This window comes from Pseudomonas sp. COR18, assembly GCF_048568395.1.
Lineage (GTDB): Bacteria > Pseudomonadota > Gammaproteobacteria > Pseudomonadales > Pseudomonadaceae > Aquipseudomonas > Aquipseudomonas fuscovaginae_B.
Map to the genome: position 1 here is coordinate 1575541 of NZ_CP183808.1, position 13058 is coordinate 1588598.

Consider the following 13058-nt stretch of genomic DNA (forward strand, 5'->3'; position numbering starts at 1 on the left):
TTCAGACCGGCTGCAGCTTCTGCTCGAACACCGCCACCCCCTCCAGATCCCGCAGCACCACACTCATCTCGCCGCTCTGGCCGTCGATATTCACCTCGCCGAAAAACTGAAAACCGGCGAACGGTGAACTGTTCTGCACCGCTGGCGCCTTCTGGAACACCACCCGTGGGCCGAAGGTCTTGTCCAGCACGTTGGGCCCGAAGCTGCCGGCGTTCAGCGGCCCGGCGACGAACTCCCAGAACGGCTCGAAATCCTGGAACGCGGCACGGTCCGGGTGGTAGTGATGCGCGGCGCAATAGTGCACATCCGCGGTCAACCAGACCGTGTTGTGGACCTTTTGCGCACGCAGGTAGCCGAGCAGTTCGGCGACCTCCAGTTCACGCCCCTGGGCCGGGCCCGGGTCACCGTTGGCAATCGCCTCCCAGCGCGGCACCCCGGGGCTGACCTCGCCATCCGGCACGCCCAGGCCGATGGGCATGTCGGCGGCGATGACCTTCCACTGCGCCCGGGATCCCTTGAGTTCACGCTTGAGCCATTCCAGTTGTTCACGACCGAGAAAGGCCTTTTCCCCGCCGAGGTTGTCGTCGTTCGGTCCACGGTAGCTGCGCATGTCGAGCACGAACACATCGAGCATCGGCCCATAGCCGAGCCTGCGGTAGATCCGCCCACCGCCGTCGGCCAGTTGCCGGCGCAGCGGCGCGTATTCCAGCCAGGCCTGGCGCGCGGGCCCGACCAGGCTGTGGATAGCCTTGTTCTTGTAGCGCTCGTCCAGTTGCTTGCTCGGCGACCAGTTATTGGTCACCTCATGGTCGTCCCATTGCCAGATCTGCGGCACCTCGGCGTTGAACCGCCGCAGGTTGTCGTCCATCAGGTTGTAGCGGTAGTTGCCGCGAAACTCGTCGAGGGTTTCGGCGACCTTGCTCTTGGCCTCGGTGGTGATGTTGCGCCAGATGCGTCCGCTTTCCGTGGTGATCTGCGCCGGGATCGGACCGTCGGCATAGATGGTGTCGCCGCTGTGGATAAAGAAGTCCGGCAGACGCAGGCGCATGGCTTCATAGATGCGCATGCCGCCGATGTCGGGGTTGATGCCGAAGCCCTGGCCGACGGTGTCGCCACTCCAGACGAAACGGATGTCGCGGCGTTGTTGCGGCACGCTGCGCAGGTGACCGAACCACGGCTCGCTGGAGACGCCGGTCTGGGCGTCTTCGAAACGTACCCGGTAGAAGATCGCCTGGTCGACCGGCAAGCCGCTGAGCTCGACCCGGGCGGTGAAGTCGGTACGGGCGTCGGCCAGCGCCGAGACGAAACGCCGCGGGTTGCTGAACACGCTGCGGGTGTCCCACTCCACCACCATCCGCGCCGGGCGGTCGGTGCGGCTCCAGACGATCGCCTTGTCGCCCTGCAGGTCGCCGGACTGCACGCCATCGGTCAGTTGCGGACGATCCTTGACCGAAGCGATCACCGCCGGGGCCAGGCCCGGCAGGAGAATGCCGGCACCCACGGCCTGCATGACACGACGGCGTCCGAGATTGAAATCGCTCATGGTGCACTCCCTGAAAAAAGCCAAACGCTGAACTTAGCTGCAGGGAATGAAAGAGGTGTGACAGCCGGCTCCTGATCGTTCCCACGCAGAGCGTGGGAACGATCGGTGATACCGATGTGGATCAGGCCTGCGCCGGCTCCGCGACCAGCTCCACCGCTTCCGGCCGCTTCAGCACGGCATAGACCACTGCCGTCAGCAGGCTGCCGGCAATGATCGCCAGCAGGTAGGGCAAGGCGTGGTTGATCGCATTCGGAATCAGCATCACGAACAGCCCGCCATGGGGCGCCATCAGCTTGCAGCCGAAGTACATCGACAGGGCACCGGTCAGTGCCCCACCGGCGATGCTCGCCGGAATCACCCGCAGCGGGTCCTTGGCGGCAAACGGGATCGCCCCCTCGGAGATGAAGCACAGGCCAAGCACGAACGCCGCCTTGCCCGCTTCGCGCTCGCTCTGGGCGAACTTGCGTCGGGCGATCAGCGTGGCGATGCCCAGGCCGATCGGCGGCACCATGCCGGCGGCCATGGTCGCGGCCATCGGTGCATAACTCTGCGATGCCAGCAACCCGACCGAGAACGCGTAGGCCGCCTTGTTGATCGGCCCGCCGAGGTCGACGCACATCATCCCGCCCAGCAGCACGCCGAGCAGAATGGCATTGGTGGTGCCCATGCTGTCGAGGAAATGCGTCAGCCCTTCGAGCATCCCGGCCACCGGCTTGCCGACCACATAGATCATCACCAGCCCGGTGAACAGACTCGCCAGCAACGGAATGATCAGGATCGGCTTCAACGCCTCCAGGCTGACAGGCAGCCGGGCATAACGACTGATCGCCTTGGCGCTGTAGCCCGCCAGGAAACCGGCGACGATACCGCCAATGAAACCGGCTCCCAGGGTGCTCGCCAGCAGGCCGCCGATCATGCCCGGCGCCAGGCCCGGACGGTCGGCAATCGAGTAGGCGATGTAGCCCGCCAGCAGCGGCACCATCAGTTTGAACGCGCTCTCCCCGCCGATCTGCATCAGCGCCGCGGCGAGGGTGCCGGGCTCCTTGAAGGCGGTGATGCCGAATACGAACGACAGGGCGATCAGCAGGCCACCCGCCACCACCATCGGCAGCATGAACGAAACACCGGTCAGCAGGTGCTTGTAGACACCCGTCTTCTCCTGCTTGGCCGGCGCCTGGCTGGCACCCACCGCCGCGGTCTCCGGCTTGCCTTCGGCCAGGGCCCGGTTCAGCGTGGCATCCGGCTGCTTGAGGGCGATACCGGTACCGCAGCGGTAGATCTTCTTGCCGGCGAAGCGCTCGGTGGCCACTTCGATATCGGCCGCCAGCAACACCACGTCGGCCTCGGCAATGGCCTGGGCACTCAGCGGGTTGCGCGCACCGACCGAGCCCTGGGTTTCCACCTGCAGTTCATAGCCCAGGCGCTTGGCCGACTGTTGCAGCGCTTCGGCCGCCATGAAGGTGTGGGCCACGCCGGTCGGGCAGGCGGTCACCGCCACCAGGCGCGCGGCCCGTTGGCCGGTCGCCGTGCTGTCCAGCGTCGGCTCGGGGGCGACATGCACCCTGGCCTCTGCGGCGCCGCGGCTGAGAACACCGTCGACATCCTGCAGAGCCTGGGCTGGCGCGACCTGATAGACGCGCTTGCCGACGAACCGCGACATCTCCACCGGCACGCTGCTGACCAGCAGCACCCATTGCGCCGCCGCGAGGGTGGCCGCCGTCAACTGGCGCTCGGGGTGACGGGGATCGTGCACTTCGACGCTGGTGCTCCAACCCAGGCGCAAGGCCGCCGCTTCCAGCAGGCGGGCGCAGAGCACGCTGGTGACCATGCCATTCGGGCATGCGGTAACAATGGCTACGTTCATCACAAACCCTCTTATTGTTCTGTCAGGGCGTGCACGCTGACGCCTCGTTCAAGCTGTACCAATTGCGCCCGGTCGCCGATACCGAAACCGATCTGGGTCACCGCCTGGGCGGCGACCGCGGTGGCGGTGCGCAGGGTCTGCCGGGCCGGGTGGCCGCTGAGCAGCCCGTGGAGCATGCCCGCCAGCAACGAATCGCCGGCACCGACAGTGCTCGCCACGTCGACCTTCGGTGGCTGGGCATGCCAGGCCTCGGCCGCATGGAACCAGTTGACCCCATCGGCCCCCTGGGACACCACCACGTGTTCGATGCCCTGGGCCAGCAGGCTGGCAGCCGCCTCGGCCTGCGCCTGCGCCGTCTCCACCGGACGCTGCAGCACCTCGGCCAACTCCTCGGTGTTGGGCTTGACCAGCCACGGCGCCGCGGCCAGCCCGGCCTGCAAGGCCGCGCCACTGGTGTCCAGGGCGACTTTCAGCCCCAGTTGCTTCAAACGCAGCAACAGCGCCTGCAGCCATTGCGGGCTGAGGCCCCGGGGCAGGCTGCCGGCGACCACCACGGCGTCATGGCCGGGGGCGATCCGCTCCAGGGTGTCCAGCAAGGCCTGCTGGGACTGCCCGTCGACCTCCGGGCCCGGCCCGTTCAGATCGGTGATACGTCCGTCCTGCTCAGCCAGCTTGATATTGCTGCGGGTTTCCCCCGGCACACGAACGAATGCATCGACAAAGCCACGCCGGGCAAACAGCGCCTCGAACGCTTGCGGGTTGTCGACGCCGAGAAAGCCGCTCACGGTCAGTTGATGGCCGAGGTCCGCCAGCACCTGGGCGACGTTGACGCCCTTGCCGGCGGCGTGGGTCAGCAATGACAAGGTGCGATTGACCTCCCCGGGCTCCAGCCGTGCCAGTTGCACGGTCAGGTCCAGTGCCGGGTTCAGGGTCAGGGTCAGAATCCGCGCCATTACACCGCCTCCACGAGCGCACGCACTTCATCGGCGCTGCCTACTGCCAGGGCCGAGCGGGCCAGGGCCTGGGCCGCCGGCAGGGCCAGCTCGCGTACCCGCGCCTTGACCTCGGGAATGCTGCGCGCGGCCACACTCAATTCGTCGACGCCGAGCCCCACGAGCACCGGCACCGCCAGCGGGTCGGCCGCCAGCTCGCCGCACACACCGACCCACTTGCCATGGGCATGGGCCGCACGCACGGTGATGTCGATCAGTTGCAGCACCGCCGGGTGTAGGCCATCAGCCTGGGCCGAAAGCGTCGGGTGACCACGGTCGATGGCCAGGGTGTACTGGGTCAGGTCGTTGGTACCGACGCTGAAGAAGTCCACCTCGGCTGCCAGCACCGGCGCCAGCAGCGCGGCCGATGGCACTTCGATCATGATCCCCAGTTGCAGGTCGGCCACCGGGATTTCCCGGCGCAGGCGCTCGGTCATGTCCCGGGCCTGGCGCCACTCGGCGACACTGCCGACCATCGGGAACATGATCCGCAGCGGCCGGTTGTCGGCGGCACGCAGCAGCGCGCGCAACTGGCTCTCCATGATCTGCGGCCGTTGCAGGGTCAGGCGGATGCCGCGCACGCCGAGGAACGGGTTTTCCTCTTTGGCGATCGGCCAGTAGGGCAGCGGTTTGTCGCCGCCGACATCGAGGGTACGCACCACCAGTGGCCGCCCGCCCAGGCCGTCGAGCACGCGACGGTACTCGGCTTCCTGGGTCGCCTCGTCCGGTGCCTGTGGATGGGCCATGAAGATCAGTTCGGTGCGCAGCAGGCCGATACCCTCGGCGCCCTGCTCCACCGCCCCGGCAACCCCGGCGCTCTCGCCGATATTGGCGAAGACTTCCACGGCGTGACCGTCACCGGTCAGCGCCGGTTCGTGACGTTGTTCGGCGGCCAGGCGCAGGCGCTGCTCGCGGGTGTCGCGCTCCTGGAGGGCGCGTTGCAGGGCGGCTTCATCCGGCGCGACATGCAGGCGGCCTCTCAGGGCATCGAGCAGCAGTGTGGTGCCCGGTGCCAGCAGCAGGACCTGCGCCCCGGCACCGACCAGCGCCGGAATGCCCAGGGCCCGGGCAACGATCGCACTGTGGGCGGTGGCGCCGCCACGGGCGGTGAGAATGCCGGCGACCCGTGCCGGATCCAGGCGCGCCACGTCCGATGGGCCGACCTCCTCCATCACCAGCACATAGGGTTCGTCCGGCTCGGCCAGGGTTTGCACGCCGCACAACTGCGCCAGCACCCGTCGGCCGATATCGCGCAGGTCCGCCGCACGTTCGGCCAGCAAGGCGTCCTGCAGCGACTCCTGTTGCCGGGCCGCCGCCTCGATCACCGCCATCCAGCCGGCCTCGGCGCTTTCACCGAGCTTGAGCCGGGAATCGACCTCGTCGGTCAGTTCCGGGTCGTCGAGCATTTCCTGGTGGGTCACGAAGATCTCGCGAATCGCCTTGGCCTTGCTGCGCTGGACGAGCCCTTCGATATCCTTGCGGACCTCGCCCAGGGCCTGCTGCAGACGCTGACGCTCGACGGCGGCGGACTGGCCGCGCAGCGGGTAGTCGAATGCCTGGGCGACCTGGACATGGGCCGGGCCGATGGCAATCCCCGGTGCGGCGGCAATCGCCGGGAGCTGGCTGTTGGCCGCCGGCGCCGTCACGACCACGGCCGGCTCATCCTCCACCGGAGCGCTGACGACAGCCACCTCCGGCAGTGGCTCGACCTCTTCGCCCAGGCCCTCCTCCACTGCGGCCAGCAGGGCCGGCAGCGCATCGGCGGCAATGGTCGGCTCGGCAATGAACTCCAGCACCTGGCCACGCCGGGCACCGAGGCTGAGCAGCTTGCTCAGGCTTTTCACCGAGACGGCGCTGCCCGGCGCATCGACGATGCGCACGCGGATGTCGCCCTCGAAGCTCTTCGCCAGTTGCGCCAGGACTTTCGCCGGGCGGGCATGCAGGCCGTGGGCGTTGGCCAGGCCGATGCGCGCGCTCGGCCAGTCGGCCGGCAGTTCGCCACCGAGCACTTCCAGTACCGCACGGCTGCTGGTGGCACGGCCCAGCTCATGACCGCGGCCTTCGATCAGCAGCGCGCAAAGCCGTTCGAGCAGGGCCTGGTGGGCTTCGCCGAGGCTGGCGAGGCAGAACAGGCCGTGCAACGGCTGGCCGAGGTAGCGGATCGGCTTTTCCGGGGTGACGAAGGCCAGGCCGGGGCGCTTGACCGTCTGCTCGCTGTGCAGCCACCACAGGCCATCGCCCAGCGGCAGGGCCTCGACCTGCTGCAGCACCGCGGCGAAGCCGTTGCTCACGCAGTCGGCCTGGCGCAGCAGACGGGCGCCGCGCCAGACCAGCTCCTCGAAGTCCTCCGCGACCACACCGAGGCCGATCATCTGCGCATCCAGCGCCAGCTCCTGGGGGGCGCCCTGCAGCAGCTTCAACAGCGCCTCGGCACTGCTGGCACGGCGCAGGGCCTGGCCCAAGTCGGTTTCGCCGAGGGCGCGGGTAAGCAGTTGCAGCAGGCGCAGGTGCTCGTCGGATTTTGCCGCGATACCGATGGCCAGGTAGACGATCTGCCCGTCGCCCCAGTCCACGCCCTCGGGGAATTGCAGCAGGCGCACGCCGGTGGTGTGCACCAGCTCGCGGGTTTGCGGCGTACCGTGGGGAATGGCGATGCCCTGGCCGAGAAAGGTCGAGCCTTGCGCTTCGCGGGCCTGCAGCCCGTAGAGATAGCCCTCGGCGACCAGGCCGTCGGCAACCAGTGAATCGGCGAGCAGTTGCAGGGCGGCAGATTTGTCCACGGCCGACTGGCCCATGGAAATCTGCTCTACGGTGAGCTCGAGCATGCCTTTCTCCTATTCAGCCCCCACGACTGGGCGCTAGGTATTGTTTTAGATAAATCAGCTTAGGCGGACGGGCCGGATAAAGGTGCAACAGTCTTTTGGCAGAACCGTGGCACGGACCGTCATCGCCTGGAAATACGCTTGCTGAATCGTTTAACCAGAATGTAGGACACGTTACTCGATTATTGTCCGACGTAGAAGCCCTGGCAGTGGGTGATGTTGTATGAGGGGATAGGAGGATGGGCGGGCGCCTTCGCGGCGGTGCGGCCACTAAACAGCTTCGCGGATAAATCCGGCTCCCACAGGATAGGCGGCGCCCACAGGATTTGCGTTCAGCACGATCATTGTGGGAGCCGGCGCCCCGGTTCATCCGCGAAGAGGCCGGCACATTCACCGCCGACCCCATGGGCTTGTTTGACCACTCATCGGCGGCGAGCTAAAGACAGTTGGCTCCCACAAGGTATCGCGGTAGCCACAAATCTTGTGAACGCCGCCTATCCTGTGGGAGCCGGATTTATCCGCGAAGCTTTTAGGGCCGCAAGGGCTTAACCGCTAAGCCGCCCCCTCCAGCAACGCATCCACCACCGCCCTCGCCATTTCCACCGAGTGCAGCATGCCCCAGAACAGGGTACGTTCCACCGGGTTGGCATGCAGGCCGATTTCGTCACCGTTCAGTTCGGCGACCTCCAGCAATTTCGATACGTAGCTCAGCGCGTCGTGGGCCGTGACGCCGGGCTGAATGGCAAACAGCGTGGGTTTGAGTGGGTCGGCGGGTTCGACGGTTCTGGCCAGGGTCAACGCGAGGGTATCAAGCAAGCGGGCCGCATCGGGCCGCTGGGGTTTCACGGGATCGTCGAAAACGGGAGGCGGATCGGGGGTGATTTTCTTGGCCACGGTGAATCTCCTGACTGTTGTAGGGGATCTCCACGCTCGCTGCGACACAAGGGTGGCGAACTGTACGCAGGTTCGCAGACCGGTCAGTCAGGAAAAAACCGGCAGGCATAAGCCTCCTGCGCACAGCCCGCCATAAAGCAGACATGAAAAAGCCGCATTACGCGGCGCTGTGCGCCCGACTGAAATACCGGGCTGCGAAACCCGTATCGCTGATTTGGCAGCGACACCGGGAATGTAGACACGGCACTGAGCGCACTCAATATTCTCCCACGCCAAAAACACGTAGGAAATATAAGTTCTTTTTGAAAGCTATTTCTTCGCATTACAAACGGCCAGAACCCCTGCCCCAGCGGCCCCGCCCGGACGACGACGCCCCAGGTCCAATTCCCGAGCCGCCCCACAGCAGGCACCCTTCCCACTGCCACCTGCCGAAAATAGGATAGGATCAGCCAACATGCAGCCAGCGAGCTACAGCTAACAAGGAATCATCCGCTTGAAACTCAGTGATATTGCCCAACTGGCCGGGGTGTCGGTTACCACCGCCAGTTACGTCATCAACGGCAAGGCCGAGCAACAGCGCATCAGCAGCAGTACCGTGGAACGGGTACGGGCAGTGGTCGAGCAATATGGCTTCACCCCCAACCCCCAGGCTGCCGGGCTGCGCAGTCGCAAGACGCGCACCCTCGGCTTCATCCTGCCGGACCTGGAGAACCCCAGCTACGCGCGCATCGCCAAGCTGCTGGAGCAAGGTGCGCGGGCCCGCGGCTATCAACTGCTGATCGCCAGTTCCGACGATGACCCGCAGAGCGAACGCGAGCTGCTGCAACTGTTCCGCGCCCGGCGTTGCGATGGGCTGTTCGTCGCCAGTTGCCTGCCCGAGGAGGACGACAGCTATCGCCAGTTGCAGGAGCTGGGCCTGCCGATCATCGCTATCGACCGGGAAATGCAGCCGACGCATTTCTGCTCGGTCGTCAGCGATGACCATCAGGCCAGCCTGCAACTGACCCGCAGCCTGCTGCAACCCAAGCCCCGACATATCGCCCTGATCGGTGCCCGCGCCGAATTGAGCATCAGCCAGCAGCGGGCCGCCGGCTTCCAGGACGCCCTGGGCGGTTTCGCCGGCGAGGTGCTGATCGAGCATGGCGAAGCCTTCAGCCGCGAGTGCGGCCGCGAGTTGATGCAGGCGCTGGTCGAGCGCCTCGGCCACCTGCCCGATGCGCTGGTCACCACCTCCTACGTACTGCTGCAGGGCGTGTTCGATGCCCTGCAGGCCCAGCCGCTCAACCCGCAACCGCTGCGCCTGGGTACCTTCGGTGACACGCAGTTGCTGGACTTCCTGCCGCTGCCGGTAAACGCCATGGCCCAGCAGCATCAACTGATCGCGGAAAAAGCCCTGCAACTGGCCCTGGCCGCCATCGAGGAGAAGAACTACCAACCCGGCGTCCAGGCCATCGCCCGGACCTTCAAGCAGCGCATCCGCGAGGCTTGAGCATGGAACTGATCGACACCCACACCCACCTCGATTTTCCGGACTTCGACGCCGACCGCGACGCGTTGCTCGAACGCAGCCGCGCCCTCGGCGTCGGGCGGATGGTGGTGCTGGGGGTCTACCGGGACAACTGGCAGCGGGTCTGGGAGCTGGTACAGGGTGACCGGCAACTGCATGCGGCGCTCGGCCTGCATCCGGTGTATCTGGACGATCATCGCCCGGATGACGTGAGCGCTCTGCGCGACTGGCTGGGCCGCCTGGCCGGTCACCCGCAACTGTGCGCAGTGGGTGAGTTCGGCCTGGACTACTTTCTCCCGCAGCTCGACCGCGAGCGCCAGCAGGCGCTGTTCGAGGCGCAACTGCAGCTGGCCGCGGAGTTCAACCTGCCGGCATTGCTGCATGTGCGGCGCAGCCACGCCGCGACCATCGCCACGCTCAAGCGCTTTCGCCTGGCCCGGGGCGGCATCATCCATGCCTTTGCCGGCAGCCGCGAGGAGGCCCGGGAATACCTCAGGCTGGGCTTCAGGCTCGGCCTCGGCGGTGCCGGAACCTGGCCGCAGGCCCGGCGCCTGAGCAAGGTCATCGCCGACCTGCCGCTGGAGGCCGTGGTGCTGGAAACCGATTCGCCGGACATGGCCCCGGTGATGTACCCCGGGCTGCGCAACAGCCCGGAACACCTGCCGGCCATTTGCGCCGCCCTCGCCGAACTCATGGGCATCAGCCCGCAGGCATTGGCGGCCGCCAGTACCGCCAATGCCTGCGCGGTATTCAACTGGTCGACGAATCCGGCCTGAGCGCGGGCTGCAGGATCAGGGTCATCCGTTGCCGGGCGTGGGCGTAGCGCAGGGTCGCGAAGTACAACAGCAGCGCCAGCAAGGAAAAGTTGAGCTGCTCCACCAGGCTGATCAGCCCGATCCACTCACAGACCAGAGCCACCAGCAGCGAAGCCCCGATCAGCACGACCATGCTGGCCTTGAGCACCGACAGGGCATCGAGCGCCTTGAAGCGCTTGAACTGTTGCGGGCAATCGAGTTGCAGCGGCCTGTTGCAGCAACGGCAGGCAAAGCTCTCATTGATGGCAATTGCATTCAGGTGCCATGCACTGAGGGGGAAGGTGCCATTACAGTGGGCACACACCCCGTTGATGCCCATGCGCGTCTCCTTCAAAGCGGTTCCTCCCGAGCGGTCGGTGAAACTGGATCAGCGAATTTTCGCTCATCCTGCGCAGAAAGGTCGGCCGCTAAAGAAAACAGGATTTTGCCTACAAGACAAGCAATCAAGTACTACAGCCTGTTCCAAGCCTCACACCCGGAAGGCACCGATCAGTTGCTTCAGCTCGACCACCTGGGCCGACAATTGCCGGCTGGCGCTTTCGGTCTGGTGGGCCCCCTCGGCAGTGCGCTCGCCGGCCCGGTTGATCTCGACGATGTTCAGGTCGATGTCGTGGGCCACGGCGGTCTGCTGCTCGACGGCGGCGGCGATCTGCTGGTTCTGGTCGACGATCATGCCGACGGCGCCAAGGATGTTTTCCAGGGCGAGCTGGACCTTTTCCGACTGTCCCACCGTGCCATCGGCCATCTGGTGGCTGACGCCCATGGCCTTGACCGCCGCGCCGACGCCGCCGTGCAGCTTGCCGATCATCTGCTCGATTTCCTCGGTGGATTGCTGGGTGCGCCTGGCCAAGGTGCGGACCTCGTCGGCCACCACGGCAAAACCACGGCCCTGCTCGCCCGCGCGCGCGGCCTCGATGGCGGCGTTCAAGGCCAACAGGTTGGTCTGTTCGGCAATGCTCTTGATCACTTCCAGGATCTGGCTGATGGACTGGCTGTCGATCGCCAATTGGTTGATCACCTGCACCGACTGATCGATCTCGCCGGCCAACTGGGCGATGCAGCTCTGCTGGGACTCCACCAGCGCCCGACCGTTGAGGGTTTCGTCATTGACACTATGGGCACTGCTGACCGCTGCCGCGGCGCTGCGCGCCACCTCCTGGGCGGTCGCCGACATCTGGTTCATGGCCGTAGCGACCTGTTCGATCTGGCTGCGCTGGCCGGCCACCGCCTGGTTGCTGCGGGCCGACACCGACTCCACCTGCCCGGCCTGGCGTTCGACCTCGCCGACAGTCTGCCCGACCCGCTCGATCAGGTCATGGATCTTCGCCACGGTACCGTTGAACACCGCGCCCAACTCCCCCAGTTCATCACGACTGTGGGCGACGAAATTGACCGTCATGTCCCCGGCCGCGACCTTGTCCATCATCTGGCCCAGGCGCCGCAGGGTCGTGCGGGTCGAGGCGTAGAAACCGCCGTAGAGGTAGACGATCGACAGAAACACCACCGCCAGTGCCGCGACCAGCAGGAGCATCTGCAGGCGTTTGTGCTCCAGCCGTTGCTGCAGTTCCTGGGCGAAATACGCCAGTGTCGCGTCATTGAGCTGATAGGTCCGGGTCATCAGCGTGCTGACCTGCTCGTAGAACGGCGGCCAGGGCGCTTCCAGGGTTTCGGCCATCACCACCTGCTCCTCGAACAGTTCGCTGGCCTTTTTCAGCGAGGCCTGGCTGGCGTTGGCCAATGCATCCAGAGCGGCATGGGCGTTGCGGCTACCGCCCAGGGCATCCTGCAGCTTGAGCGCATATTCGGCTTGCAGCTTCTCGATCTGTTGCAGCAGTTCGTCGAAACGGGTGCTCGAGGATGAATTGAGGAAGCCCTGGCCGAGGGAATAGGCCCCCATGGCGCGCCCCTCGCCGAGGGTCTGGGTGACTTGCGGGGTAACACCGGTGACCAGTTCGCTCAACTGGCGCAGGTCGCCCTGGGCATCGCGGCTGAGCCCGGACTGACTGGCGACGATCTTGCTGAAGATCTGCGCCTTACCCAGCAGCTTTTCGATCAGCGCACTTTTGCTCTGCAGGGAGGTTTCCCCTTGCTGGGCCTTGAACGCGGCGATCAGTTCGTCGCGCTTGGCGGTGAACAGCGCCAGTTGTTCCGGGTCGCCGGTCACCGCCGTCAGGCCTTGCAGGCGGCCGAGCACGCTCTGTTCGAGCTGGCTGATGCGCCCTTCCAGATCCCCGGCCTTGCCGGACTGGCCGAGCACGGCATTGATCTGCACCTGGTTGTTCAGGGTTTCCAGGTCGCGCAGCAGGGTCAGGCTGTTGCCAAGCAGATCCAGGCTTTGCAGTTCGACCTGGGTGGCGGAGAACTCGCGGTAGGAATCGCGTACCAGATAGAAGTTGGTCACCAGCATCGGCACGAAGAACAGCACACTGATCAGGCTGAACTTCTTCCCGAAGCTCAGGCGGTTCATCAGGGCGACGGCGGGAAATAGCAGACTCTTCACTAGAACGCTCCCTTTCCTATTATTTTTATAGTGGCGGCAGCGGCACAGGCATATAGCCAGTATCCGCAGCTACTGCCTGTATAACGTAATTTGAAAGGGAGTTTTGTAACTTAAGGTTAAC

The 13058-nt window shown here is 65.7% G+C and carries 9 protein-coding genes and 1 pseudogene; 2 read left to right on the top strand and 8 right to left on the bottom strand.

All coding sequences use genetic code 11. The features are described from left to right. Window position 1: 1 nt before the first annotated feature. The 5 genes from ACM62G_RS07310 to ACM62G_RS07330 all read right to left on the bottom strand — a co-directional run bounded on the left by ACM62G_RS07310 (window position 2) and on the right by ACM62G_RS07330 (window position 8115). Entirely contained in the window at window positions 2-1543 is a 1542-nt protein-coding gene (locus ACM62G_RS07310; RefSeq protein WP_419736938.1) for an alkaline phosphatase D family protein, read from the bottom strand. 121 nt (window positions 1544-1664) lie between these two features. After that, on the bottom strand, window positions 1665-3407 hold the full coding sequence (locus ACM62G_RS07315; protein ID WP_419736939.1) for a PTS fructose-like transporter subunit IIB: 1743 nt from the start codon (window positions 3405-3407) through the stop codon (window positions 1665-1667). Between the two features lie 11 nt (window positions 3408-3418). Beyond that, window positions 3419-4360, bottom strand: a complete 942-nt coding sequence (gene pfkB, locus ACM62G_RS07320; RefSeq protein WP_416771806.1) for a 1-phosphofructokinase — start codon at window positions 4358-4360, stop codon at window positions 3419-3421. Continuing rightward, the gene (gene ptsP / locus ACM62G_RS07325) at window positions 4360-7224 is read right to left on the bottom strand and encodes a phosphoenolpyruvate--protein phosphotransferase (protein WP_416771804.1); all 2865 of its coding nucleotides are present in this window, start codon (window positions 7222-7224) and stop codon (window positions 4360-4362) included. The genes pfkB and ptsP overlap by 1 nt, the downstream gene beginning before the upstream one ends. A 549-nt stretch (window positions 7225-7773) precedes the next feature. Next, window positions 7774-8115 (bottom strand): hypothetical protein, encoded by a 342-nt coding sequence (locus ACM62G_RS07330; protein ID WP_419736940.1) that lies wholly within the window; start codon window positions 8113-8115, stop codon window positions 7774-7776. A gap of 493 nt (window positions 8116-8608) precedes the next feature. On the opposite strand from ACM62G_RS07330, the gene cra reads away from it, so the two are divergent. Both cra and ACM62G_RS07340 read left to right on the top strand, forming a co-directional pair. Then, window positions 8609-9604 carry a catabolite repressor/activator gene (gene cra, locus ACM62G_RS07335; RefSeq protein ID WP_054058034.1) on the top strand — a complete coding sequence of 332 codons (996 nt, stop codon included), beginning with the start codon at window positions 8609-8611 and terminating at the stop codon, window positions 9602-9604. A gap of 2 nt (window positions 9605-9606) precedes the next feature. Continuing rightward, the gene (locus ACM62G_RS07340) at window positions 9607-10398 is read left to right on the top strand and encodes a TatD family hydrolase (protein WP_419736941.1); all 792 of its coding nucleotides are present in this window, start codon (window positions 9607-9609) and stop codon (window positions 10396-10398) included. On the opposite strand, the gene ACM62G_RS07345 is transcribed toward ACM62G_RS07340, so the two are convergent. The 3 genes and pseudogenes from ACM62G_RS07345 to ACM62G_RS07355 form a co-directional block, all read right to left on the bottom strand. Continuing rightward, window positions 10373-10756 carry a hypothetical protein gene (locus ACM62G_RS07345; protein WP_419736942.1) on the bottom strand — a complete coding sequence of 128 codons (384 nt, stop codon included), beginning with the start codon at window positions 10754-10756 and terminating at the stop codon, window positions 10373-10375. The two genes, ACM62G_RS07340 and ACM62G_RS07345, sit on opposite strands and share 26 nt — an antisense overlap. Window positions 10757-10906: 150 nt before the next feature. Continuing rightward, a complete protein-coding gene (locus ACM62G_RS07350; RefSeq protein ID WP_419737496.1) occupies window positions 10907-11620 on the bottom strand; it encodes a methyl-accepting chemotaxis protein in 714 nt (237 codons plus the stop codon). 144 nt (window positions 11621-11764) lie between these two features. Beyond that, a pseudogene (locus ACM62G_RS07355) lies at window positions 11765-12904 on the bottom strand (HAMP domain-containing protein); the annotation flags it as partial. Window positions 12905-13058 lie beyond the last annotated feature (154 nt).